The organism is Hymenobacter taeanensis, assembly GCF_013137895.1.
Classification (GTDB): domain Bacteria; phylum Bacteroidota; class Bacteroidia; order Cytophagales; family Hymenobacteraceae; genus Hymenobacter; species Hymenobacter taeanensis.
Genome location: NZ_CP053538.1, coordinates 3,094,630 through 3,118,790, shown reverse-complemented (window position 1 = coordinate 3,118,790; position 24,161 = coordinate 3,094,630). Strand labels below are relative to the sequence as shown.

At 55.3% G+C, this 24,161-nt stretch carries 21 protein-coding genes and 1 tRNA gene; 7 read left to right on the top strand and 15 right to left on the bottom strand.

Features of this window, described 5'->3' with window-relative positions; all coding sequences use genetic code 11:
• Nucleotides 1-15: 15 nt before the first annotated feature.
• The 12 genes from HMJ29_RS13305 to HMJ29_RS13250 form a co-directional block, all read right to left on the bottom strand.
• Nucleotides 16-864, bottom strand: coding sequence for a 4-hydroxy-3-methylbut-2-enyl diphosphate reductase (locus HMJ29_RS13305; RefSeq protein WP_171591956.1), 849 nt, complete (start codon nt 862-864; stop codon nt 16-18).
• A gap of 169 nt (nt 865-1,033) precedes the next feature.
• The gene (locus HMJ29_RS13300) at nt 1,034-2,227 is read right to left on the bottom strand and encodes a carboxypeptidase-like regulatory domain-containing protein (RefSeq protein ID WP_171591955.1); all 1,194 of its coding nucleotides are present in this window, start codon (nt 2,225-2,227) and stop codon (nt 1,034-1,036) included.
• Between the two features lie 184 nt (nt 2,228-2,411).
• Entirely contained in the window at nt 2,412-2,939 is a 528-nt protein-coding gene (locus tag HMJ29_RS13295) for a hypothetical protein (protein ID WP_171591954.1), read from the bottom strand.
• An 18-nt stretch (nt 2,940-2,957) separates the two neighbouring features.
• Entirely contained in the window at nt 2,958-3,800 is an 843-nt protein-coding gene (locus HMJ29_RS13290) for a phytoene/squalene synthase family protein (protein ID WP_171591953.1), read from the bottom strand.
• 113 nt (nt 3,801-3,913) lie between these two features.
• The gene (gene crtID / locus HMJ29_RS13285; protein ID WP_171591952.1) at nt 3,914-5,386 is read right to left on the bottom strand and encodes a bifunctional phytoene desaturase/3,4-desaturase; all 1,473 of its coding nucleotides are present in this window, start codon (nt 5,384-5,386) and stop codon (nt 3,914-3,916) included.
• Between the two features lie 357 nt (nt 5,387-5,743).
• Entirely contained in the window at nt 5,744-6,259 is a 516-nt protein-coding gene (locus HMJ29_RS13280; RefSeq protein WP_171591951.1) for a sigma-70 family RNA polymerase sigma factor, read from the bottom strand.
• A gap of 279 nt (nt 6,260-6,538) precedes the next feature.
• The gene (locus tag HMJ29_RS13275; RefSeq protein ID WP_171591950.1) at nt 6,539-7,462 is read right to left on the bottom strand and encodes a MerR family transcriptional regulator; all 924 of its coding nucleotides are present in this window, start codon (nt 7,460-7,462) and stop codon (nt 6,539-6,541) included.
• Between the two features lie 19 nt (nt 7,463-7,481).
• Entirely contained in the window at nt 7,482-7,988 is a 507-nt protein-coding gene (locus HMJ29_RS13270) for a sterol desaturase family protein (protein WP_171591949.1), read from the bottom strand.
• A gap of 197 nt (nt 7,989-8,185) precedes the next feature.
• Nucleotides 8,186-8,989, bottom strand: a complete 804-nt coding sequence (locus HMJ29_RS13265; RefSeq protein WP_410780029.1) for an enoyl-CoA hydratase/isomerase family protein — start codon at nt 8,987-8,989, stop codon at nt 8,186-8,188.
• Between the two features lie 189 nt (nt 8,990-9,178).
• Nucleotides 9,179-11,410: a ComEC/Rec2 family competence protein gene (locus HMJ29_RS13260; protein ID WP_171591948.1), complete on the bottom strand. Its 2,232-nt coding sequence runs from the start codon at nt 11,408-11,410 to the stop codon at nt 9,179-9,181.
• A 334-nt stretch (nt 11,411-11,744) separates the two neighbouring features.
• A complete protein-coding gene (locus tag HMJ29_RS13255) occupies nt 11,745-12,182 on the bottom strand; it encodes a GNAT family N-acetyltransferase (RefSeq protein WP_171591947.1) in 438 nt (145 codons plus the stop codon).
• Between the two features lie 219 nt (nt 12,183-12,401).
• Nucleotides 12,402-13,520, bottom strand: a complete 1,119-nt coding sequence (locus HMJ29_RS13250; protein WP_171591946.1) for a PhoH family protein — start codon at nt 13,518-13,520, stop codon at nt 12,402-12,404.
• A 195-nt stretch (nt 13,521-13,715) separates the two neighbouring features.
• Here HMJ29_RS13250 and HMJ29_RS13245 point away from each other — a divergent pair, with 195 nt between their 5' ends.
• The 5 genes from HMJ29_RS13245 (at nt 13,716) to HMJ29_RS13225 (ending at nt 17,291) form a co-directional block, all read left to right on the top strand.
• Entirely contained in the window at nt 13,716-14,492 is a 777-nt protein-coding gene (locus tag HMJ29_RS13245) for an SAM hydrolase/SAM-dependent halogenase family protein (RefSeq protein ID WP_171591945.1), read from the top strand.
• Between the two features lie 133 nt (nt 14,493-14,625).
• Nucleotides 14,626-14,940, top strand: a complete 315-nt coding sequence (locus tag HMJ29_RS13240) for a putative quinol monooxygenase (protein ID WP_171591944.1) — start codon at nt 14,626-14,628, stop codon at nt 14,938-14,940.
• Nucleotides 14,941-15,162: 222 nt separating this feature from the next.
• Nucleotides 15,163-15,699 carry an iron-sulfur cluster co-chaperone HscB C-terminal domain-containing protein gene (locus tag HMJ29_RS13235; protein ID WP_244679267.1) on the top strand — a complete coding sequence of 179 codons (537 nt, stop codon included), beginning with the start codon at nt 15,163-15,165 and terminating at the stop codon, nt 15,697-15,699.
• Between the two features lie 16 nt (nt 15,700-15,715).
• Nucleotides 15,716-15,797, top strand: a tRNA-Leu gene (locus HMJ29_RS13230).
• A gap of 174 nt (nt 15,798-15,971) precedes the next feature.
• Nucleotides 15,972-17,291, top strand: coding sequence for a site-specific integrase (locus HMJ29_RS13225; protein WP_171591943.1), 1,320 nt, complete (start codon nt 15,972-15,974; stop codon nt 17,289-17,291).
• A 154-nt stretch (nt 17,292-17,445) separates the two neighbouring features.
• On the opposite strand, the gene HMJ29_RS13220 is transcribed toward HMJ29_RS13225, so the two are convergent.
• Nucleotides 17,446-17,646, bottom strand: a complete 201-nt coding sequence (locus HMJ29_RS13220) for a hypothetical protein (protein WP_171591942.1) — start codon at nt 17,644-17,646, stop codon at nt 17,446-17,448.
• 167 nt (nt 17,647-17,813) lie between these two features.
• Between HMJ29_RS13220 and HMJ29_RS13215 the strand changes: the two genes are divergently transcribed.
• Together HMJ29_RS13215 and HMJ29_RS13210 are read left to right on the top strand one after the other, a co-directional pair.
• The gene (locus HMJ29_RS13215; RefSeq protein ID WP_171591941.1) at nt 17,814-18,560 is read left to right on the top strand and encodes a hypothetical protein; all 747 of its coding nucleotides are present in this window, start codon (nt 17,814-17,816) and stop codon (nt 18,558-18,560) included.
• Between the two features lie 126 nt (nt 18,561-18,686).
• On the top strand, nt 18,687-19,133 hold the full coding sequence (locus HMJ29_RS13210; protein ID WP_253805641.1) for a hypothetical protein: 447 nt from the start codon (nt 18,687-18,689) through the stop codon (nt 19,131-19,133).
• 90 nt (nt 19,134-19,223) lie between these two features.
• Here the strand turns inward: HMJ29_RS13210 and HMJ29_RS13205 are convergent, their stop codons facing one another.
• Both HMJ29_RS13205 and HMJ29_RS20635 read right to left on the bottom strand, forming a co-directional pair.
• On the bottom strand, nt 19,224-23,843 hold the full coding sequence (locus HMJ29_RS13205; protein ID WP_171591940.1) for an NACHT domain-containing protein: 4,620 nt from the start codon (nt 23,841-23,843) through the stop codon (nt 19,224-19,226).
• Between the two features lie 186 nt (nt 23,844-24,029).
• Complete coding sequence (locus HMJ29_RS20635) at nt 24,030-24,158, bottom strand: hypothetical protein (protein WP_301339234.1); 129 nt, start codon at nt 24,156-24,158, stop codon at nt 24,030-24,032.
• Nucleotides 24,159-24,161: the final 3 nt, after the last annotated feature.

Sequence of the window (24,161 nt, the reverse complement as noted above, 5' to 3'; positions counted from 1 at the left end):
TCCGGCTGCAAACGGCTACAAAGCCAGCAGCACATCACGCACTTGTTCCATCAGCCACATGGGCGTGCTGGTGGCTCCACAAATCCCCACTGACTGCCCCGGCTGAAACCAGCCCGCAGAAATTTCATCTACTTTAGAAATAAAGTGAGTGGCGGGGTTAGTGTCTTTGCAGACCTGATACAACACCTTGCCATTGGAGCTCTTGGTGCCCGATACAAATACAATCTGATCGAACTGCTGAGCAAATTTCCGCAGGTCTTTGTCGCGGTTGCTTACTTGGCGGCAAATGGTATCGTTGGCATTCACTTGAAAGCCGCGGGTTTCCAGCTCGTTTTTGATGCGATAGAAAGAGTCTGTGCTTTTAGTAGTCTGGCTGTAGAGCGTGATGTTAGCCGGCAACTCGTGGCCTAGCAGCTCCTCAATGTTCTCAAACACCACGGCCTCTCCGCTGGTCTGGCCTAGCAAGCCCCGCACTTCTGCGTGACCGTGCTTCCCATAGATGAAGATTTTATCCTTCTTATCGAAGCTGGTTTTGATGCGGTTTTGCAGCTTCAATACCACAGGGCACGAAGCATCAATCAGCGTCAGGCGGTTTTGCAGCGCAGTTTGGTAAGTGCTTGGTGGTTCCCCATGAGCCCGGATGAGCACTGCTTCATCGCGCAGGGCAGCAAACTGGTCATAGTCAATGATGCGCAGCCCACGTTGCTCCAAGCGTTCTACCTCCTCATCGTTGTGCACAATGTCGCCGAGGCAATAGAGGTAGCCTTGTTCATCGAGAATGTCTTCGGCCATTTGAATGGCATAAATCACGCCGAAGCAAAAGCCGGAGTTGGGGTCAATACGGACGCTCAGGTGGTACGGCATAGCTAACGGAGTAACCACAACAATAACGGGAATGTTGCAATTGGTTAAATATACGCAGCCTTCTACTTTCTAACTTCATGAATGTAAAGTGCTATGCGTGGGCGCAGCTTCCTTAAACCGAGGCAAATAACCAGACCACTACCACGTAGTACCTGGCCGGTATGGGTACTTAAAACGAGCCGAAAGCCTTCCGCTGTTCCATGTCCTGAATCACACGTTCCTCTACCGGACTAGCGCGCAGTACTTCCCGGTTCAGCCAAAACGAGGAATCGTACCGTTGCTTCATTACCTGCTTAAGGTCGTTGTAATTTACGCCCACACTCTTATACGCTTTTCCGGAGGGCTTGCCGGTGTACTGGTAAAAAAATAATTGGCCGGCTATCTGGGTGGTATCGGGCTTGTTCTGGTAGCTGAGCACAATGGTCTGCTCGGCGCGTACTGATTGCAGGCGGCTAAGTGAGTCGGCTACGGGCGAGAAGTCAGAGACCATGTGAAACGTTTGGGACTGCAGCGTGGTGCCGGCCCCAAACTGCAGGCTCATCAAGTCACCGATGGGTACCCTCGTTTCCTGTCGGCGCAATGTCGCTTTTTCCATGTCTATGTAGAGGGTGCCTTCAGTACCGGGCTGGCCTAGGTCGGGGCGCGGGGCGTAGTCGATAACGGCCGTTTCCTGGTCTTTATCCTGCAGCACTTCTCGCAGGTGGAAGGTAAACTGCTGGGCAGCCAGCGGGCTCAAGGGCACCGCCAGGGTACGGCGGCTGGGCTTGGGCTCATACACCGGAATCAGGCGGATAGCGGCGGAGAAGTTGGTCATATCCACGCCTGAATTATCTGGCACCAGGCCGTATCGGGCCTGCTCCACTTCCCAGCCAACTACTTCCTTGTTGGTGAAGCGCACGTTGTAAAACGCATCCAGAAACTCGCTGTATGTAGCATTGTGCCGCTCCTTTTGCCGGTAAAAGGCTTTGCCAAACTGCTCAGTACGGGCATGGCGCTGCAGTTGCGCAAAAGTCCGTTGCACGAGTTCAAGTGCTACCTGATCGGGGTTACGCACGCGTACTTCGGGTAGGGCAACGTTGCTGGTGGGCAGCACCACGGTTTGGGCAGCAATAGTTGTTACCTCAATGGTAGTAGGCGTGTAGCCCATGCTTACTACGGTTAGCTTTTGCGGCAGAGAGGGCACCCGCAGGCTAAATTCGCCGGCTTCGTTGGTAGCGGTACCGGGCTCATTACCGGGCAGCCCTATGTTGGCGTAGGGCACTGGCCGTTTCTGTTCATCCACTACCTTCCCTTTCACAATTACCTGCTGGGCCTGCGCCGCCGTGGCCAGGATACACAATACCGGAATAATCAGTTGTTTCATTTGACGTAATAAGTGGACTGGCCTAGGACTATTTGGCCAAACCAATTTTGTGCCGAGAGCTAACAAACAGGCAAAATCATGTGCAGCTACCAGTACTCCGTAAAGCCGCAAAGGGCTTAAACCCAAAGAAGCTCCCAACCTGGGAGCTTCTGTAGTACATGGCATTCATCAGATATTCTGAGGCTTACAACTCCGTCAGTTGCTGGGCTTCGGCGTCAGAAACGTGGCCCCGGTCTACCATAAAATTGCGCACAATACTGAAAGTTTCCGCATCGAGGCCCGATTTAGGGTGCTGCAGGAGGGTTTGAACCAAAAACTGACGGTCGTCTTCAACGTGCTGGCTTAGGCCCAAAAACGAGGGCAGGTTGCTTTCCACGCTCAGGCGCAAAAACCTGATTTCGGGGTTTGAGGCATCCAGCTTCACGGCCTGATCAAACAGCTTGCTGGCGTTCTGCACGTACGTGAGCTTATTGAGCATAGAGGCATCACGGGCCCGGATAGCCTCAGCAGCAGCTTTGTAGGCCAGCACTACGGCTTCTTGCTGCCCGTAGGCTGCCATGAGCTTATAGAATTTCTCCCCACCCTCCTTGCTGGCGGCAGCCTGCTGGTATTGGCGGCGAAGATTTGAAACGGAATAAGGTGATACGTCGGCTGACACGGGGGCGGAATAGGAAAAGAGCAGGGTAAGAAAAAAGGCAAACAGCAGTTTCACGAGCAATGGTATTCGTGATCAAATAGCCCGAAGGCGATATCGAAAGTACGAACCCAGCAACAATAAGATCTTAGTATTATTGGGAACGCGCACCCGCTCACCCAATATTCGTGCCGCGGGTAGCTGCCGAATCTTATGAAATAGCTTTAAATAATATACGTAGGCCAGGTATACGCCCAGTCGTGCGGCCCGGGGCAGCTGCACAATGCCTGCGTAACCCGCCTCAAAGTCTGCCCGAATGTCGGCCTCAATCTGGCGCTTCACCTCGTCGGTAAACCGCTCGTACTGCACGCCGGGAAAGTAGACGCGGCCCCGGTCTTCGTAGTCAGATCGGATATCGCGCAGGAAGTTTACCTTTTGAAACGCGGAGCCCAGGCGCCGGGCCGGTTCGCGCAGGCGCTCAAACTGCGCTTCATCGCCCTCACAAAAAATGCGCAGGCACATGAGCCCCACTACCTCGGCTGAGCCATAGATATACCGCTCATACAACGACTGGTTGTATGAGCGGTCATCGAGGTCCATTTCCATACTGTAGAGAAACGCATCAATAAACTCCCGATCAATGCTATAGTGGCGCGCTACGTGCTGGAAGGCGTGCAGCACCGGGTTTAGGCTCAGACCAGTAGCCAAGGCCTCATCAGTCTGCCGCCGGAAGTCGGCGAAGAGGGTTGCCTTGTCGTGGTCGTGAAAAGTATCCACGATTTCGTCGGCCCAGCGCACCCAGCCATACACCGCATACACGGGCAAGTGGAAACGGCTGTCGAGGGTGCGAATACCGAGCGTAAAGGAGGTGCTGTACCTGGTGGTAATAAGCTTGCTACACGCGAGGCTGGTATCCGTAAAGAGGGCAACGTGGTCCACTGCGGAGGGTTGAAGGTTAAATATTAAGGGCTTGGTTGAGGGATAGGCCTACAAGCTGACGGGTTGAGAAGCCAGCTGACATCTACTGCCGGCAATATCCATCGGTCTCTCCCCTACTGAACTTCCTTTTCGATTTCCTGAGCTACTACCTGGCCTGAGATAAGGGAAGGTGGCACTCCGGGGCCGGGTACCGTGAGTTGGCCCGTAAAATACAGATTCTGGACCTTTTTGCTTTTGAGGCCTGGCTTTAGGATAGCCGTCTGGCGCAGAGTATTGGCTAGACCATAGGCGTTGCCTTTGTAGCTATTGTAGTCCTGCACAAAGTCTTGGTGGGCATAGCTGCGCTTATATACTACGGCGTCGCGGATGCTGGTGCCGCAATGGCGCTCCAGCCGCTCCATGATCAGGTTGTAGTAATACTCCCGGGTTTCCTCGGGGTCTGGGAGGTTAGGAGCCACGGGTATGAGCAGAAAGAGGTTCTCGCAGCCTTCGGGCGCTACGGAAGAGTCAGTCTGCGAAGGCGCCGACACGTAGAAGAGCGGCCGGCTAGGCCACTTCGGCTGCTCATAAATTTCCTCGGCGTGCAGGGCAAAGTCCTCGTCGAAGAACAGGTTATGGTGGCGCAGCTTGGGCAGGCGCTTGCTTACGCCCACGTAGAACAGCAAGGATGAGGGCGCCATAGTCCGGCTATTCCAGTAAGCCTCATCGTAGCGGCGCCACTGCGGCGCCAGCAGCTTCTGCTCAGCGTGGTGGTAGTCGGCCCCGGCCACTACTACATCGACGGGGCGGAATCCGGCAGCGGTCTGCACACCCGTAGCTAGGCCTTTTTCCACCACTATTTCCTGCACGGGCACATTGTACGCTAGCTGCACGCCTAGTTCCTGGGCCAGCTGTACCATGCCCTCCACAATTTTGTGCATGCCGCCCATTGGGTACCAAGTGCCCAAGGCCAGGTCAGCGTAGTTCATGAGAGAGTATAGGGCGGGCGTATTCTCAGAAGTGGCCCCGAGAAACAGAATGGGAAATTCCACCAGTTCCAGCAGGCGCGGGTCTTTAAAGAATTTGCGCACGTGCTTGTGCATACTCTGGAGCAAATCAAGCCGCACGGCATCAACCAGCAGGCGCGGGTCGGCAAACTCCAGCAGGGATCGGCCCGGCATGTGCACAAACTTACCAATACCCACCTCATACTTGTAAGCAGCCTGGCGCAAAAACTCATCGAGGCGGGCGGCACTGCCGGGCTCGTAGCGCTCAAATAACTCGCGCAGCTCGCTCATGCGAGCCGGAATGTCTACGGCTTCGGGGCCTTTGAAAATTACCTGGTAAGAAGGATCCAGCCGAACGAGGTGGTAATAGTCGGATACTTTTTTGCCGAAGCGCGCAAAATACTTCTCAAAGATATCGGGCATCCAGTACCAGCTTGGGCCCATATCAAAGGTAAAGCCTTGGGCCTTGAATACACGGGCGCGGCCGCCTGGGCCTTCGTTTTTCTCCAGAATGGTAACACGGTGGCCCTGCTGTGCCAGCGAGGTAGCAGCGGCCAGACCGGCAAAACCGGCCCCAATCACGATAATATCTTTACTCACAAACGGTACAACTTGGACAATGAGTGGCCGGTATAAGCGGCCTTCAAAAGCACGAAGATGAAAAGTATCCTGATAGTGGTAGGGCCTGCCTAAGGAACTACTATTAGACCATTGGTATTTGCCAGGCCACTCCCCTACCATTACCTGACCTTACCTAACGGCAAAGCACTTCAACTTAGCCTTCTCATCTACTATACTGTTGAGTTGGACAGAAGTTATAATGCCTTTGTAGATAAATGCCAAAAAGTTGTTCAGGGTGAGCCCAAAAAGACGGGCCGCGAACCACGCAGCTAAAGCTAAGCGTGAGTCCGCGGCCCGCTATACGCCCGGGGCGGGTCTGTACTCTCTCCCTATTCCCTACACGCCGGGGGCGTATGTCTTCAACGCCTGCTTAAGTTCCTTGCGGGCGATGTGAATACGGTTCTTGACGGTGCCAATGGGAATTTGCAGCTTCTCAGCAATTTCCAGGTACTTGTAGCCAATGTAGTACATCATGAACGGCGTGCGGTAATCCGACGACAGTCCGGCAATAGCTTCATTGATATCTGTTACTACGAAATCTGAGGTAGCACCGTTGTGGGTAATATAGTTTTCGTCGGTATTAAAATATTGGAAATACTCTGTGCTGTCAATATTGCTATTGCGCTTGGTAATCTTGTTGTAGTTGTTAATGAAGGTGTTGCGCATGATGGTGTACAACCATGCCTTCAAGTTAGTGCCCGCTTTGAACTTGTCCTTGTTGAGCAGCGCTTTGAGCAGGGTTTCCTGCACAAGATCCTTTGCATCGTCGGCGTCGCGGGTCAGGTTCATCGCCACGGGCTTTAGAGAGTAAGAAATCTTCTGTACTTGGTTAGTGAATTCCAAAGAGGTCATACTGTTTAGCTTTTCGTGGCAAAAAGTTAAACAAATATACGAGGGTTTTTGAAAGTCGTCTTCCCCCCACACATTTATTTTTCCCTCCCACCTAATACCGGTGGTTACAAGACCACTGATTGTTACAACATTTTGACTATCAGAACACAACGATAGCACACACCTGTCTTCCGCGCAGGAATACTCAGAGTATTAAAACGCAACATAAGCCAACAAAAAAGCCTGACCTAAGCCTTGCAAGCTTACGGTCAGGCCGTGACTTCGTTGAACAGAAGTGTATTAAGTTTTTGCTGCCTCAAGAGTATAGTTACCTGGCGATGAAGCCATTTCCTCGACCAACGCGATAAAATCAGTCATCAACCTTACTTTTATCGCGTTAAATGGCAACCGTACATTTTCTTGTTGTACCAGAGAGCCGTACAAAACCAAGGTACGCTCAGGGCAAATCTGGTGCAACTCATCAATGAACTCCTGCACCCGGTCGCGCTCGGGCACGGCCGTCATCACGGTGCAGAGGGCGTCAGGCTGATACGTTTCGTTGATGGTCTTCAGCTCAGAAATGGGAAGGTTCTGGCCCAGGTACAGCACGTGGTGTCCCCGTACGCGCAAAACGTAGTTCATAAACAGCAAGGCCAGCTCGTGCATCTCCCCTTCAGGCAAAAACAGCACCCAGCGCTTTACGTCTGCGGGTTGGACAGGTGGCAGGTTATCAATACCTGCCATAATTTTTTGACGCAGCAAGTTGGTAACCAAGTGTTCGTGCGCCGGATTTACGTTGCCAGCCTGCCACATTACGCCAATGCGCTGCAAAAAAGGATAGGCCACGTGCAGAATAGCCCCTTCAAAGCCCATGTTGCACACGGCCCGGTTCATCAGGCAGCTGAGCTGAGGCTCATCCATGCGCAGCATGGCAGCCAGTAGCCCGTTTACCTGCTGGCAGCAGTTATTCGCATCTTCATCGCAGGAGATAACAGCCTTAGCCAACTCATGCTCTGAGAGACGGGCAATCTGGGAAATACGCTGGCCACGGTTATACAGCGTAGCCACATTCAGGAGGCGCCGCAAGTCATCGTCGCAGTAGGTGCGGATGTTGGTAGCCGTGCGTACGGGCCGCAGAATACCATATCGCTGCTCCCAGATTCGGATGGTGTGCGCCTTAATACCGGACAGCTGCTCTAAGTCGCTGATGGAAAAATGTCCCACAATAGCTCTCCCTCTCTGCTTAAACTTTACTTACTGAACCAGACCGCTGGCGAAGTACCCGAGTGGGGGCAGGCTTACGCCAAGCCAGCATAAAATATTTGGGAGACACCCACAACAACCCAAACTCCTCAGAACCATCGCGGCGGGTGGCCTTATGATGCACCTTGTGCGCCATGTTAAGAGCCCGCAGGTACGCATTGCGCGACTTACGCCAGAACCGCATCCGGCCATGAATCAGGACATCATGCACGAAGAAATACAACGTGCCATAGCTGGCAATGCCTATTCCCATCCAGTACCGAAAGTCCTTGGTGTCGGAGCCGTAGATAATCAGCAGCATCGACAGCGAACCGTAGAATAGAAAGAAAAAGTCGTTGCGTTCAAAGGTGTGCGGGTGGCGTACATGGTGCGAGCGGTGCAAAAACCACAGTGGCCCGTGCAGCACAAAGCGGTGCATAAACCAAGCCACAAACTCCATCCCAAGAAAGGTAGCCGTCGTAACGGCCACGGCTGCCAGCGTTGTCATACAGGTCTAACTACAGAGGAACTTAAGAAGTTTGAAAAATTTTAACGAGGAAAGATAGAGAGCTTAGGCCACACCATTGTTCTGTTTGCGGCTGATGCCAGGTAAATAGGTAGCTGATCAGCAAAGCACAAGCCCCGTTCAAAGTCAGCGGTTGCTAACTTCGAGCGGGGCTTAGCTCATCAGCAACCAAGCGAGGCTTAGTTATCCCAGGTGATTTTTTCCTTGCTAAGGAAAGCGGCAATTCCCCGGCGGCAGTCAAGTGTACCACGGGCTTCAGCGTTGAGCTGGGCGGTGTAGCGCAGGCTTTCCTCCAGGGGCATTTCAGGAATGCGCGCCAGCATTTCTTTGGTTAGCTCCATGCTTTGAGCAGAGTTTTCCACGCACAGGCGGCGGGCAAACTGGTACACTTTAGAAGAAAGCTCCTCGCGCGGCACCAGATAGTTAATCAGGCCAAACTCCTGTGCCATGTGCGCCGAGATTATGTCGCCGGTGAGCAGGAGCTGCTTAGTGCGGGCTTCCCCAATCTTGCGGAGCAAAAACACGCTAACGATGGCTGGTAAGAAACCGATTTTTACTTCCGTATACCCAAACCTGGCCTCAGGAGCCGCAAAAGCAAAGTCGCAGATAGTGGCCAGGCCGCAGCCGCCCGCCAACGCGTGGCCCTGAATTTCAGCTACCACCACCTTATTGAGGGTGTAAATCTGGTGGAAGAGCTGCATCAGGTGGGTAGAGTCGGCGAGGTTATCGGTGTAGCCAAAACCCTGGAGCTCCTGAATGTAGGCCAGGTCGGCGCCGGCGCAGAATACATCGCCCTCGGCCCGGAGCACAATTACTTTGCAGGTTTCATCCTCTTCAGCAAACTCGAAGGCCTGCTTAAGTTCCGTCACCACCTCGGCGTTGAGTGCGTTGCGCTTATCGGGGCGGTTAAGGGTTATGTAGCCAATGGAGTTCTGGGCCTCGTAGCGGATGTAGCGCAGGTCTTCCAGTTCCTGAGTAGGCATGTTATCCATGGTCATGGGCGTTGCAGAAGCGGTGAAAGAAGGCAGCACCAAGCAAGCTACACGAGCCCACTACTTGCGCTGATATTTAGAAGCGTACACGCTAATAATCAGCAAAATTTCTCTTACTAATAAAGTCTATAGCGTAGGGAATGGCTTAGAAGTTTCGGCAAACGCGCCATCTGGCCCCACTCACCGCGGTACCTGCACGACGAAAGCACCCCGTGCAGTTACATCATATGTCTGAAAACCAGCTTGCTGCAGAACCGAATCTTGTTGAGCTACATACCAGCTTTTGCAGGAAGAATCAAACACTACCGGCGCCGCAGTACCGAAAATTTCGGCCAGCTCCCCGGCCCGCACCCGGGCGTTACGGCGCACCACCACCACATCAACCGGCGTGGGCTGGCGGGCCCCACTGAGCCGGCCGCTGACAATGGCCAGCCGCACCCCGTGCCAGGAGGCCAGCGTGAGGCCCGGCTCTCCTACCTGGACCGGCATTGGGGCACCTTGCCACCCCGGATGATAACTTACCCGCCGGGCATCACGCAGGATGCTGCCGGGTACAATGCGGTAGGTTCGCTCCGTTTCGGTGAGGGGCAAAGAGTCGAGGGGTACAATGTCGGCGGAGGCGCCGTGCCAGAAGCCGAGCACGGAGCGGCGCGGTATGCTATACACTAGTACTCGCTCATCGGGGGCCAGCTGACGGGCGGCCCACACCCGGCTGCTGGCAAACAGGCCCAGCAGGCTACATGCTACTCCCAGCCAGGCTAGTCGCTTCACAGCGAAGAAAACCAGCAGGACCAGGATCACGCCAAAAATCAACCAAGCCTGCGGGGCCGTTACATGAATGCCCGAGATGAGGGCGCCGGGCAGCTCGCGGCCAACCCAGAAGATATACTCGTTGAAAAACCAGATCATGTGCTCAAACACGTAGGCCACTGCGCGCGGCGCCCACTCCAGCAGCGCAGCTAAGTTGCCGGAAACAAGGCTTAAGCAGACCACAACCCCCTTCAGCAGCAACAGCAGGAGGCCTACGTACACGGCGGCGCTTGAAACGGGTACCGCTATCAGGTTGGAAAACAAAAAGCCCAGCGGAAACTGGTGGAAGTAATAGAGCCCGAGCGGAAACGTGGCTACCTGCGCCGCCAGGGAAAGGGCCGTCGCCTGCCAGACTTTATCGGTTGCCCAGCCCATTGCCGCCCACAGCCGCTGCACCGGTTTAGGCTGCCAGGGCCGCTGGCGGTCCAGGAAATACTCGCGCGGCTCAAACCAGGCCACCATTTTCGGCTGCAGATACACAATGCTGAGCACCGCCAGAAAGGAAAGCTGAAAGCCTACGTCGCAGAGCAGATAAGGGTCGTAGCACAGCAGCACGAAGGCCGCCAGCGCCAGCGTATTGAACATGTTGGCCCGCCGCCCCACTGCCTGGCCTAGAATCACGAATGTGAACATCACGGCGGCTCGCAGCACCGAGGCCGATAGCCCCGTCAGGAAGGCGTAGCTCCAGATAACGGCCAAGCCCAGCAGGGCAGCTACCATCCGAAACCACGGCCCCCGCCGACCCGGCAACAGGCCTAGCAGCCACGTGACGGCCGCAAACAGCAGTCCCACCTGCAACCCTGATACCGCCATGATATGCGTGGTGCCGGTATTGGCGTAGGCCTGTTTGGTGGCCTGGTCTACCTCGTCCTTAATACCCAGTACCAGCGCGGAGGCCAGCGCATACTCTCGCTTCTCGTGCACATACTCCCGAAACACCCCATCCAGCACCCGCGCCGCGCGCATGGCAATGGCCCTAAGTGCGCTAGGTGGCTGCAGCGCCAAGAGTCGATACTGGTCGGGGTGAATGAAGTGCTGGTGGTACACCTGATGGTACTCCAGGTAGCGACGGTAGTCGAACTCGCCGGGGTTAAGCGGCGGCTTGCTGAGGGAGGGTGCCCCGCGCACCAGCCATACGTCGCCGTACTGCGGGGCGGCTACGCTGGAGTCGCGCGGAATAGATACCCGTATGCCGCCCACGGCCGGCTGCCATTTCCCTCCTACCCGCACCGCCGATACGCGCACGGTGGTAGCGTAGGTGGCGGGGCGCACCACGGTATAGTCGTCTACCACGGCGCGGTAAAACTCCACACTTCTTCCGTAACGATTCAGGTGGTTAGCGGCGCGGCTTTCGGTGGCCTGTTGAGTTAAACTGGCGCCAGCCGCATACAAGGTGAGTATGGCTAGCAGGCCGGCGGCATCAGTGGCCCCTGGGGTGGGCTGGCGGGCAGCCCAGAGCTGCACAGCCATAAACAGGGCGGCTAGGCCAGTTACAGCCCACAGCATAGGCGGCAGCGCACTACCAAAGTAGAGGTACGTCAGGATGCCCGCCATCAGGGGCAGCACTAACCGCACGAAGGCATACGGAGCCCACTTAATCATCTAATCCGCTTGCCCTAAACACTCCTATATCTGCAGAGCTGGCTGTGTTTCAGCCAGCCCCAAATAGCTTAAGCAAAATGCAGAAAAGCGGATGAAATACAAAAAGCCCGCTGGGCGCGGGGCATTTATACAAGAGTATTGCACGACAACATGAAAGAAGTCCTGGCGAGCCGGTCGAGGTATCTCGCGTGCTGAGGCCACCAAACTTACTCACCGATGCGAGCAAGACGTCTCGACAATCTCGCCAGGATGCTCTTGGCACACAACTATTATCACCCGCCCCCGCATTTGAGGGAGGGAGCGGCGTTCTTATTCTTTATTCAAACCTAGGCCACTAGGCGGGGCGTTTCCACTCCATTTTGTAGTGCTCGATGCCCGCCTCTGTGAACTGCTCCCCTACCTTCTCGAAGCCATGGCGCTCATAGAAACGCACGGCTGGCAGCTGTGCATTCAGGTACACTGTGGCCTGCGGGTGCGCCGCTTGCACATCCTGGAGCACGCTGGCGAGCAACGCAGCTCCCACCTGCTGGTTACGGAACTGCTCCAGCACCGCAAAGCGCTCCAGCTTAACGCCGTTTTCGGTGGGGCGCCAACGGGCGGCCCCACAGGGCGTACCGTCGGGAGTGCGGGCCAGGTAGTGGGTAGCGTCGGTGCGGTCGTGGGCGTCGTTCTCCAAGTCGGCGGGCACGTTTTGGCCCTGCACAAACACGATATTGCGAATAGCCAGGGCGGCGTCGAGGTCCTGGGGGGAAGTGATGCGCTGGACGTTCATGAGCTGGTAAATTATAGAATGGTAACAGCCGGACAGCCTAGTAGACGCAGGCTAGGTGAGCGTGCGAAAGTAGGGCGGAAAAGAAAAAAGCTGCTTCCCAGGGGAGCAGCTTTTTTCAGGTATAGTGGCCTAGGCTGGCCTACGAGTATTACGTCAGGCTCCTCCTCTCCCGCGGAGAGGGGGCCGGTGGAGTGAGGCGCACCGCCTGCACAGCAGAGCTTAGAGCTGCTCGTGGTTTACGGGCAGGTCCTGCATGCCATCGTCTTCGCGGCGGGCATCGGGGTGCTTGCCGGGGTCAGAACCGGCGTTGCCGGGGTTGTTGGGCCGGCGGTAGGGCTGATATTCCCGGATTGGGCGGTTTGCCTGGTTGGCCTGATCCTTCTGCAGCTCCACGTCGAACTTATCGTAGGCCTGCACAATCTGCTTCACGAGACGGTGACGCACTACGTCGTCGGCATTCATTTCTACGAAGCCGATGCCGTTCACATCCTTCAGAATGTCCAGCGCCTGAATCAGCCCCGACTTCTGCTTGGTGGGCAGGTCAATCTGACTCCGGTCACCATTCACCATCACTTTAGCCGAGGGACCCATCCGCGTCAGGAACATCTTGAGCTGCGAGGGCGTGGTATTCTGGGCCTCATCCAGGAGTACAAACGCATTGTTCAGCGTCCGGCCACGCATGTAGGCTAAGGGCGCAATTTCAATGGTCTTGTTTTCCAGGTAAAGCTTGAACTTCTCGGCTGGCAGCATGTCTTCCAGCGCGTCGTAAATCGGGCGCAGGTAGGGGTCTACCTTCTCCTTCATGTCGCCGGGCAAGAAACCCAGGCTTTCGCCGGCTTCCACCACGGGGCGGGAGATGATAATTTTCTTGACCTCCTTGTTCTTAAGTGCTCGCACGGCCAGGGCCACCGAAATATAGGTTTTACCCGTACCAGCCGGCCCGAGTGCAAACACCAGGTCATTGCGCAGCACGGCATCCACAAGGCGCTGCTGGTTGGCAGTTTTGGCCTTTATGATGCCGCCCTTGGCGCCGAACAGGATTACATCAGGGGAGGCCGCCAGTAGACGGTCCTGCTGGTCTTCGTCGGCGGAGCTCAGGTACTGCGATACCGTTTTGTCAGTTATCTGCCCGTACTGGTGGTAATGCTCCAGCAGCGCCGACAGAATCTCGTTGATGCGGATAATAACGGCCGGTTGGCCCTGAACTTTAATCTCATTGCCCCTGGAGATAATTTTACTGCCGGGGAAAGCAGCCGCCAACTGGCGGATGTTTTGGTTATCGGGCCCCAGAAACTCAACCAGGGACACGTTTTCGAGCGTGATGATTTTCTCGACCAATCTGAGGGAATTTTGTGACGAAAGAAATAGAAAGTGGCCGGTATCGACGTAGGAACTGGCGCTTTGCCTGGCCGCGCAACAAGAGAACAACAAAAGTCCGGCCGACTTTATTTCTCCCATTTCGCGGCAAAACGCCTACTTTTGCCGCCTTACACGGCCTCTGGCAATAGTACGAATAACTGAGAATTTTAGGCAATGGGGTTGATTACGTTTCTGTCTGACTTTGGCTACCGCGACCACTACGTTGCGGCCGTAAAAGCTCGGATTCTGCAGTTGGCCCCCGCCATTCCCGTACTGGACATTTCGCACGCCATTGAACCCTTTAACATCGCGCACGCCGTTCACGTTCTATCGGCGGTATTTCGCGACTTCCCGGTGGGTACCGTACACCTGATTGGGGTGAACGATTTGGGGGCTCCGCGCGCCGCCTGGCACGCCGCTCAGTACGAGGGTCATTTCTTTGTCTCGGCCGACAACGGCATCCTGCCCCTGCTCTGCGACGGCAAGCCCGAGCAGCTCGTGAGCCTGGGGGCCGGCACCACTGCTACCGCCTCCCCTACCCGCGACCTACTGGCTCCCGCCGCCGTGCACCTGGCCAAGGGTGGCGCCCTCGTGGAGCTGGGCCCCATCACCACCGAGGCCTACCAGCTCCTCAACCGCCAACTCCGTCTCCAGGACCACCGCATCACGGGCCACGTGGTGCACGTGGATCACTACGGCAACCTCATCACCAACATTACCCGCACAGCCGTGGAAGTGCTGGGCCGCAACCGCCCCAGCACCATCCATTTTGCCCGCGAAACGGTGCGTGATATTGCCCCCCATTTTCAGGCTGCACCTCCCGGCGAAGTGGTGTGCATCTTCAACAGCCAGGACCAACTGTGCATTGGCATCAACCAGGGCAACGCTTCCGAACTGCTAGGCCTCTACTTCGATTCGCAGGTAGATGTGCGCTTCCCTACCGAGGCTTAATCCACGGAAAGCCTGCTTTATTTAGCTGTTTAGCAGAATATTATACCGTTTTTATATTATGTTAAGTAAATACTGCCACCGTGTCAGTAGGCTTTCTCTTTCCTTTGGCTCTGAAATTTAGCAGCTTCTTCCTATGCTGATTCGAATTGTGCGCATGACGTTTGCCCCGGAAAACGTGCCGGCTTTTCTGGAGATATTTCGCCAGTCGGAAAACCAGATTCGCCAGATGCCAGGGTGCCGGTTTCTGGAGTTGTGGCAAGATGCGGAACTGCCTCACGTGTACTGCACCCACAGCCACTGGGACTCCGCCGATGCCCTGAATACCTACCGTCGCTCCGAGCTGTTTGGGCAAGTGTGGCCCGCCACCAAGAAACTGTTCTCAGCCGCCCCCGTCGCCTTCTCGGTACACCGCGTTGAAGCCGCCACCCTCCCGGTTGACCTGGCCTAGCGTGCCTGTGAGTAGTGCGTGAACAGCAGGTAAAGAACCACTGAAAACCACCGTCATATCTCGGCAAGCTCGACATGACGTTCTGTTTGCCAACTCTCCTTCTAGGCCTCTCTGTGTGCTCACGTCAAGCAAACCGTCGGTCGCTGGCTGCTACAACTCAGCCTAACCCGGCCGAAACCCGTAGGCCACTCTAGCGGTTTTGCTTCCTCTCCCCGACTGATTATGACTCCCAATTACTTCGAATTCTACGAGCTGCCCGAGACCTTCCGCCCCGATGAGGCCACCCTCAAGCGTAAGTACTACGCCCTCAGCCGCGAGTATCATCCCGATTTTCACGCTACGGCCACCCCGGAGCGCCAACAGGAAATCTTGCACCTGGCCACGCTCAACACCAACGCCTATCGCACCCTCTCCAACCCCGACCAGTGCATGGCCTACATCCTGGGTCAGCACGGGCTCATGGAGGAAGGCAAGCAGGAACTGCCCCCCGATTTCCTGATGGAGGTAATGGACCTCAACGAGCAGCTCATGGAGCTGGAATTTGAGCCTGACCCCGAAATCATGCAGCGCGTAGAAACTGACGTGAAAGATTTGTCCGACACGCTCGACGCGGGCATTGAGCCGGTTCTGGCTGGCTATGAGGGACTACCCGTGGATACGCGCCCCCAGGCCCTCCAGCAAATCCGAACGTATTATCTGAAAAAGCGGTATTTGTTGCGCATTAGAGAAAGTCTCACTAAGTTTGCCACCCGTTCCTGAGTTGTAGGAACGAGATGCCCAGATGGCGGAATCGGTAGACGCGTCGGTCTCAAACACCGATATCGAAAGATGTGCCGGTTCGACCCCGGCTCTGGGTACTTGGAAGCGTTAAAAACTTCCGCAAAAACTAGCCTCAAAAGCTGTAAATCTGTTCGCAGATGCAGTTTTTGAGGCTAGTTTGCGTTTAGGCCGGTCGGGTTCTACCAATGGGTTTACCCAGACTTACCAATGCTTTTACGCCACCTCTTACGCCACCTCTTTTTTCAAACCCTATGAAAGTATTGTTTGAGTTGCGGCACGACAAGCAGGACAAGGCAGGCACGGTGCCGGTCTACGTGTCGGCGTATTTCGATGGGCTGCGGTTGCGCTGCTCCACTAAAGAGCGGTGCGAGCCGCGGCAGTGGAACGAGCGGGAGCAGGAGTTCCGGCGCTCCTTCCCGGGCTATCAGGCAGCTAACGACGGGCTGGAAGCCTTGGAGCGGCGGTTGGAAGACCGGTATCGGGAGTTGCGGGCGATGAACGTTGCCCCTACCGTCGCCCTGATGCGCGAGGCCGTAAATCCGGCGGCCGTGGTAGTGAAGGAAGAACCATTGCTGGTGGTGCGTTTCGCGGCGTTTCGGGAGGTACTGCACGGGCGCGGATATGCTTTTCACACTCTGCGGCACTACAAGACGGCCGAAAATCACTTGACGGCCTTTCTAGCCAAGACCCGACGTAAGGCTCTGGTGCTAGCCGACTACACGCTGGCGGTGCATGATGAGTTCGTTGGCTACCTGCGGGCTTGCGGGCTGTCGGCCAATGGGGTCTATACCGTGCTGAAAGACCTAAAGACCTTTTTGCGGCATGCGCAGGATGAGCGGGAGCTACGGCTTGGTCTGGACTTAAAGCGGCTGGAAGTACGCTACACCGACCAGGCCAAAACCTACCTAACCGGCGCTGACCTAGCAGCCCTGGTGGCGGCGAAGCTGCCGGCTACGCTGGAGCCAGCGCGGGACGTGTTCTTATTCTGCTGCTACACGGGCTTGCGCTACTCGGATGTGGCAGCCCTGCACGCGGGCAACGTGTACGCCCTGGGCGCCAACGGCGACGGGGACCGGGTGCTTCGATTGGTGCAGACTAAAACCCGGGCTACAGTGAGCATTTATCTGAGTCGCATGGCGGCCGAGATTCTGGACCGGTATGCCACGGCTGAGCGGCAGTTTGAGGGCGCGCGCTTGTTGCCAGTGTTGGCTAATCAACCCCTGAACCGCTACCTGAAAAAGGCGGCGCAGTTGGCTGGCCTCACCCGCAAGGTCGAAGTAATCAACTCGGTGGGCGGACAAATAACGAAAACAGCGGTTCCGCTGCATGAACTGGTGACCATGCACACGGCCCGCCACACCTTCGCCGTGCAAAGTTTGCTCCGGGGCATGCCCGTGACGGTGCTACAGCGGGTGATGGGGCACGCCAAAATTCAGAATACCATGCGCTACGCGCAAGTAGTAGAGGAACTGCAGCACCAAGCTATGCGGGCAGCCTGGGACGGTCCAACCACTGCTCCTACGACTACCCTTGCAACAGATAGTGCTGTATGCAATGTACTGGCAGCGTAACCCTTTATAGTGCGCCTACTGCGCCCGGTGTAGAACAAGTTCTAGCCGGGCGCGCTAGTGTCTGTCAGGCAGCCGCTACGGCAACTCCGAAATAGCTCCGAATAGGCTCCATCCTGCCTCCGAGTACGGTCGGCGGTGGCTGGGTGGGAGCTGTTCAGGTGGATTTACGGTCGAGGGCCTGTGCCACTTCGGCGGCATCGAGGCCGGTGAAGCGGCAGAAATCCTGGACGGTAACAAAAGCGCCGGTAGGTTTGCCGGCGGCCTGGCGCACCCGGCGCATCAGCCGCTTGGCCACGTCGTAGCTGCGGCCGGTGAGGGCGGCTACGTCTTTGGGATAAATGCAGATGCGGGGCACAGGGCGGAGTATGTGGGGTCGAACCGGGCTGATTGGGGCGCCTTACTATAATTGTCAAATTTAGTTGATGTATTTCAGCCCTACAACAGCTCTCTGGCTACGGGCGCGGGTTTGGGAGTTGGCCAATAGTGGCAAACAGGGCGCGTTCCAACAACTTACTTTTCACAATGGCACAACAAACAGGTATCCTGGGGTTACAGGGCACGGTAGGTGGGCTGGTCTTTCGCAAGGATGGCTCGGTGGCCCAAAAGCCGGCCAGCAACAAAGCGGCCTTCGCCTCGGCCCCGAGCCGAGCCCGAACGAGGGAAAACGCGGCTGAATTTGGCCTAGCCGCCAGCTACAGCAAGGTGCTGCGCGACTCATTGCGCGTGGCCATTGCCGCGGCCAGCGACAGCCGGGTGGCGGCTCGTCTTACGAAGGTAATGCGGGAGGTAATCGGCCTCGACGACACCAACGACCGGGGTCAGCGTGTGTTTGACGCCAGCAACTCGGCGCCGTTGCTGGGCTTCAACTTCAACGCGGGGGCCGGCATTGCGCAGAGCATGTACTTCCCCTTCGAGGTGACGGGCAGCGGCGCACAGGTGACGATGAGTATTCCCAGCATAAACCCGACCTCCGACATTGCCGCGCCGCAGGGCGCTACGCACTTCGAGGTGGTGTTTGCGGCCTCGGCGCTGGACATGGAGGCCCTGACCTTCACCAACGCCACCGTGGCGGCTCCACTGGGGGTGTTGCCCATCAACAACGCGCCGCTGCTGAACCAGAGCGTGGTGGCCACCTTTGCCACGGCCCCAACTGACGCGGAGCTGGTAGTTGGCGTGGTCGGCATCAACTTCTATCAGCAGGTGAACGGCAAGAATTACCCGCTGAACAACAACAGCACCAACCCGCTAGCTATCGAGTACGTGGCCTAGTGGTAGAAGGGAGAGGTGAGAAGCGAGAAGTTAAAGCCGCTTACTGGCTTTCTTCCGCTTCTCACCTCTCTGTTTGTCTGCCTTGCATTTGTCTCACTTCTCATCTCTCGAATCTCTCTTCTACAGATGGCACTCACTTCTTACCAAGTACAGTTTAAGCGCCGCATGAAGCGCGCCATTCGTCTGCGGGCCCGCGCCGACCAGAAGGCCCGGCGCTATGCTCAGCTCCTGGCTGACGCTCTTGGCGTGGCAGAAGACGCCGCGGTGCAGATGAACGCCCTGAATCAGCTCTACAACGTAGATGTAAGCACGCAAACGTTGTTGATTGGCGACCTGCGCAACCTCGTCACGCAAAGCCAGCTGACGGATGCCCTGGCGCAGAGCACACCGGGCGAGGAACTGGTAATTTTTAATCAGATTCCGGACGGCAACGGCGGTCAAGCGTTGCCAGCTAATGCGCTCTTCGGAGAGGACGTTACTACGCCCCCACTTGTTATTGTGGTGCCCAGTCCGCCGCAGGTGATTGATAATCCGACTCCGCAGACTCTAACGCGGGAGCAGGTAGACGGGTAGCTAACTTAGCTATTGAAGCATCAAAAAGGCCAGCCTTGCAATTAGGCTGGCCTTTCTGTTTTTTATCAGCTTAGATGGTATAAATACCATTTAGGAAGTCATCACTTCACTCATTACTTTCTTCAGGTCGTCGTTGCGCACAGTAGGATCCTGCAATAGTTCGTCAAATAAATCTAAAGCGGTCTGTACAGCCGGGTAGTGGGCATTTTGATGCGGCAGACGGGTATAGGCTTCCACAAGTACTTTCAGGATGGTGCGCTTAAAGTCGTAGCGCTTGTAGGTTTTGTTAAGGTGAGATAGCAGCAGTGCCAGCAGTTTGATGCACACTTCGGGATGCTGCGTAACGCATTGAGCTAGGTAATCAAGCAAAAAGTGCTCGTACTCAATATGGGGAGCACAAGTAGAAATGTATTGTTCAATTAAACTGATTGCGCTGGGCAACTCATCTACTGACAAGTGCCGGAATACGTCATCTAACTCCCGGACTAGCTCTTTGGTCATTTCAGTGGATAGGAAATAACTCATGGCGTCAAATACTACTGCCTGCCTTGACCACCGATTGTATCCCGTTAGCAGTTGATCCAAGGTAATTGGCATCATGGCCGGGTTTAGTGCCCAAATTTCCCGCAACAACTCGTGAGCTCCGGGCACGTCATGCCCCCACTGCACGGCCAGAATGCGGGTAATGGTTTCGTGGGCGGCCGGCTCTGCCATTCCCTCCCGCAGCAAACGGAAAATAGTGGGCTTACCCCGCCACACCAAGTATTGCAACGACCATTGACCAGGAGCTAATAAAATGTACTCCCTACCGATAAGCTGTTCAAAAATTCCCACCACGCTTTCCTCAGGCAACGAGGTGCGCAACAACATAGCGAGGTGCGCCACGGCAGCAGCACGAATAATCAGGCTGCCTTCGGTAGCGACGGTACCCAGCAGTTTTACGACCTCCGGAACCTCGGATTCAGGCAGTCGTTCAGTCAGGAGATTATACAATTCACTGGCTCCAGGAGTATTCAGAGCAGCATTTAGTAAATCTTGACGCGCACCCCGCTCACTCGGTCCCTCCTCTAGTTTGAAATTACACTCGGCATTAAGATTCTGCCGGATGGTTGCCAGATCGTGCTGCACAAACTCTGCAGCCAGCGGCTGGTCCTGGTCTGCTGTTTTAGAAGACGTCTTTCGCTTGAGGCGGCGATAATCCTCTTGATTCAGCAGTTGCTTTTCGTAGGCTGATTCTACCAACGGGGCGGCCATAACGGAAGCGGCCTCGCACAGCTCAGGCAATAGCATGGCAATGCTTTCATCCCGATTATCTAGCAGGTAGGTCAACAGGCCCACGTGGTCAGCGGGACGGTCTTTGATTAGTCGGTTGATATGGTGACATAGGCCCTCATAAGTACCCTCATCAGACCACACGTCAGGCTCACCTTTCAATCGATATTTACGCAGTGCGCGCAACCAATTGACGGGGGTTAACTTTTCGACGTTCCACTGACCAGCCGGGCTGGGCTCTGCAGCCCGAGTATATCCTTTTATGCCAGGCTCCTCTTCTATCAACCGTCCCCACCGGCGGGCAAGTTGCGTGAGTAAAGCTGCCTGTGGTGCGTAGCCGTCCTTCAGACGCTCATGACCTAATACCTGCAGATTACACAAGGCATCTCGGCCATGGCGGCTTAAAAAGCGACGTTTTTCTTTATCATCAGTATAAACTCTGAAATTAGCTACAAGCTCACGGGCAGATATAGCATGTGCCAGCTGTATGCGCTGATCGTATAGTACTTCATCCCACAAATGAGGCAGCACTTTACGGGTAAAATAACCAACATAACCACTGCGAGCGGCTTTAATAAACCAGCCGTTTTTCAAAAATAGTTTAATTAACGCAGGAGCAAATACTGCTGTATTATGCGAAGCTGCAGCCAATGCCATATTCACCAACAAATTTGTACGACTGAATAGCCACTTGCGAACCGTATGCTCGTAGCTAGGCTGCTGTGTGTTTGTTGGATCTGTCAGATACTTCCATGTGTAGTGTATAACCGCGCTATAAGATGAATGCGGCTCTTGGTTTCGATCATCTAGAGCACGGTATTCAAGAAAATAAGGTGCTGGTAGAAGTGTATATCCTGGTCGGCTCCACGCATGCTCCAAAATTTCGGGCGCTCGATAATGATTACCCCGACGAATCCAAGTACGCAGCAATCGGCTGCTTAAGCTGAATGCTATCTGTGGATCAGCTTTCCAGAGCCCTTTGAAAATTTCTGCTTGCACGTATTCTTCGTGCCTAAGTCGCTGCTTGTGGTCATTATCGAACGGGGCATCAGCCAACTGAGCAAAGACCTTCTCTGCCACCCACTCAGGTCTAGTTGGTGCTTGATCCTGCAGAATTTTCCAGTACCAGAATTGTTGCCGTTCGCTCACTTCCCCTGCGAATGCCACATTAAATAGCTCAGTGAACCCGGCAGCGCTGGTGGCACCGGCGTCATCCAGCACTTTGGCAATCCAGGTAGTCAGGTGGGGGCCGGCCGGCAGAAGTGGGATTCTGGGAAACAATAATTCCGGGCCACGACGAGCCAATACCCACAGCAGCGTGCTGGGCACCGATGACGCCTGCCCCATTTCTAGGTGCTCTACGCCGGCCGCCAACTGCAAAAACAACGTGGGTTCAGTTAGGAACTCAAGCCAGGGCCGATGACTTGCGGTTTCGATGAAAGGCTGAACCAAGCCAGGGTTAGGTACTATGCTGGTGCGAACCAACTCTATTTCGGCAGCTTCGGGCGCTGTTTGCGTTGCCAGAAATTGGGTGATGAGCAGCTTGATATGGAAACGACAAGCCGAAGAGTTCAGGAGTTGACGGACCTGCTGCAGGTAGGCGTCAGGATCCTGCCCGCGCAGAAATACGAGAACCTGCTGAATTAACGAGCGAAAAAATAACCCCTGACCAGAGGTCAGCACGAAATCTGATAATGCCTGGCCTTTGGCAACAAATTGCTTGGCAAACAGATACTCGTAGAAGGTTTGATGAAAAAACGTAATCTGTTGGCCATTGGGCCCTACCAGGTTTACAATAGCCTGCGTGTTCAGATAGTTGAATACATCGGTATCCTCTTCTTCCCAAAATAGGCGGGGCAGCGTGAGCTGCTGCTTTTGGAACATGGCATCGGCCAATTGGTAGAGATACTTTCTTACTTGACTGATACCGACATTGCCCGGCAGACGCTTGGAGTTGAGCAGGTATTGTTGCAGCAGCCTGTCGTACAAGCCCTGCAAGCTGGTAACTGGCTCCCCGCTGCGAGACTCAGGATCTAATGCGCAATAGATAGCCAGATGCAAGGGCGTCTGCAGCAGCTTTATTACCGCCGGATCCATACCCTCGACGGTACCCGCGTCAGCGGCCTGCAGTGCTTCATTAACCTGTTCAACCGTTAGGTGGGCTATTTCCACCTGCTCCGCTGCCCGAAACGGGGCCAATTCGGGGTCGTGCCGCAGATCGAAGGTGCGACAGGAAAGAATGAAGCGGACATGCGGCAGCTGCTGCAATTCATTGAGCAATTCGGTATAGCTGGTGAGCAGGCCCCGTTCGGCTCCTAAACACATGGATAAGGCGTCCAACTGATCCACCAGCACTACGGCTGGCCGCTCAGCAGATGCGACAATTGCCAGGGCTTGTTTCAAGGGAAACTGCAACCCGTTGGCTCTGATGTCGTCTAGCAGCTTCCCCTTGGTTTCGCCTTTAATGCGGTCGGCCTTCAGGGCCAGAACCGGAATACGACGTCGCGTCAACTCCTGATAAACATCCCGTAAGACTACGGTTTTGCCCAAACCTGCCCCACCAATAACAATCCGACTGGCAGTGGTTGCTTTCGATTGCTCGGGCTTGGCCCTGGGTAAAGGCTCCTGCACCCAGTCAGCCAAGATTACCGCTTCCGAACGGGTAATATGGTGCCCAGGCAGATTACCAATGTTAGCCGGCACGGCCCTCAAAGTTGCACCAACGGCTTCGAGCTGAGCTAGTATTTCTTCCTGCCTAGGCGGTAAGATGAAGGGCTGATGCTGACTGATTAACTCCTGACGGATGGTTTCAGGCGTTACTAAGAGTTGCAGTTTGCCGGCACGCATTGCATAGCTGTAGAGCACATTCAGGGCTGCCTGCGCGTCTTGGGTGTGCGGCTGCAGTCGGAGCAAGATGGTTTCCGTGAGCATTTCAGCGGGCTGCTCCAGCACCTCGACCTGCCCCAGAAACCTCAACAGATGCTCATCGTCCGTAGCCGCGTCAGGGTAATGCTGGCGGATGTGCTCCGCAATTTTCTGGTACACTTCTAAGGGAGCCTTCCCCAGAGCGGTCAGCGTTGCTGGTGTCGTTTGCGGCACTCTTTCCAAGCAGTCACGGAGTGCCTGGTCCATGGGAGACTGAGACAGAAGCCGGAGAATCCCGGAAGCATCCTGCTGATGCTGTTGAAAGAAATCATCGATAATTCCCCGGCTCAGGAGCTGCTGCACCGTCCAGAAAGGCTGGCCGGCGCGGTGCTTTAGGCTGATATATTCCGTTGGGCCACCACGGTGGGAGATAGTAAGGTCATCAACCGATGGGGCCTCGATCATTCCTTCCTCGCCCCTATCCGGCACTGCTACAGCCTGTCCTGGCAAATGAGCCTCAGGCCGTAAGGTTGTAATGCTATCCTCGGTTACCGCCTCGGCGAACCGCTTCACTGTGTATAGGAGTTGATAATCTACTCCCGTCAATGTTGATGGTCCTCCTCGACGAGCCATGTTGGTATAAATTGTATTGCTCTAAAGTTATCGAGAGGGCCAGTGGGTTCCCATTTATACATCTAAAAAAAGGCTGGTTCTGCGACTACAGAACCAGCCTTTATGCTGCGTTTCTTTAATGTGATCTTACTTTCTCACCCGCTCCTTTTCGGTGGTTTTCGGGTTTTCTTCGGCGTATTCCTCAGTGGTGATGCGGCCGGTTTCCGAGTCGCGGTAGATGGTTTTTTTGCGCTTTGGTTTGGGGTTTTTGCTCATGGC

What these genes read in the sequence shown, in the direction of transcription:
- HMJ29_RS13265 (WP_410780029.1), bottom strand. Translation starts at nt 8,989, where the DNA reads ATGCCTACTCAGGAACTGGAAGACCTGCGCTACATCCGCTACGAGGCC.
- HMJ29_RS13235 (WP_244679267.1), top strand. Translation starts at nt 15,163, where the DNA reads ATGACTCCCAATTACTTCGAATTCTACGAGCTGCCCGAGACCTTCCGC.
- HMJ29_RS20635 (WP_301339234.1), bottom strand. Translation starts at nt 24,158, where the DNA reads ATGAGCAAAAACCCCAAACCAAAGCGCAAAAAAACCATCTACCGCGAC.
- HMJ29_RS13210 (WP_253805641.1), top strand. Translation starts at nt 18,687, where the DNA reads ATGGCACTCACTTCTTACCAAGTACAGTTTAAGCGCCGCATGAAGCGC.
- HMJ29_RS13280 (WP_171591951.1), bottom strand. Translation starts at nt 6,259, where the DNA reads ATGACCTCTTTGGAATTCACTAACCAAGTACAGAAGATTTCTTACTCT.
- HMJ29_RS13270 (WP_171591949.1), bottom strand. Translation starts at nt 7,988, where the DNA reads ATGACAACGCTGGCAGCCGTGGCCGTTACGACGGCTACCTTTCTTGGG.
- HMJ29_RS13245 (WP_171591945.1), top strand. Translation starts at nt 13,716, where the DNA reads ATGGGGTTGATTACGTTTCTGTCTGACTTTGGCTACCGCGACCACTAC.
- HMJ29_RS13240 (WP_171591944.1), top strand. Translation starts at nt 14,626, where the DNA reads ATGCTGATTCGAATTGTGCGCATGACGTTTGCCCCGGAAAACGTGCCG.
- HMJ29_RS13225 (WP_171591943.1), top strand. Translation starts at nt 15,972, where the DNA reads ATGAAAGTATTGTTTGAGTTGCGGCACGACAAGCAGGACAAGGCAGGC.
- HMJ29_RS13305 (WP_171591956.1), bottom strand. Translation starts at nt 864, where the DNA reads ATGCCGTACCACCTGAGCGTCCGTATTGACCCCAACTCCGGCTTTTGC.
- HMJ29_RS13300 (WP_171591955.1), bottom strand. Translation starts at nt 2,227, where the DNA reads ATGAAACAACTGATTATTCCGGTATTGTGTATCCTGGCCACGGCGGCG.
- HMJ29_RS13255 (WP_171591947.1), bottom strand. Translation starts at nt 12,182, where the DNA reads ATGAACGTCCAGCGCATCACTTCCCCCCAGGACCTCGACGCCGCCCTG.
- HMJ29_RS13215 (WP_171591941.1), top strand. Translation starts at nt 17,814, where the DNA reads ATGGCACAACAAACAGGTATCCTGGGGTTACAGGGCACGGTAGGTGGG.
- HMJ29_RS13260 (WP_171591948.1), bottom strand. Translation starts at nt 11,410, where the DNA reads ATGATTAAGTGGGCTCCGTATGCCTTCGTGCGGTTAGTGCTGCCCCTG.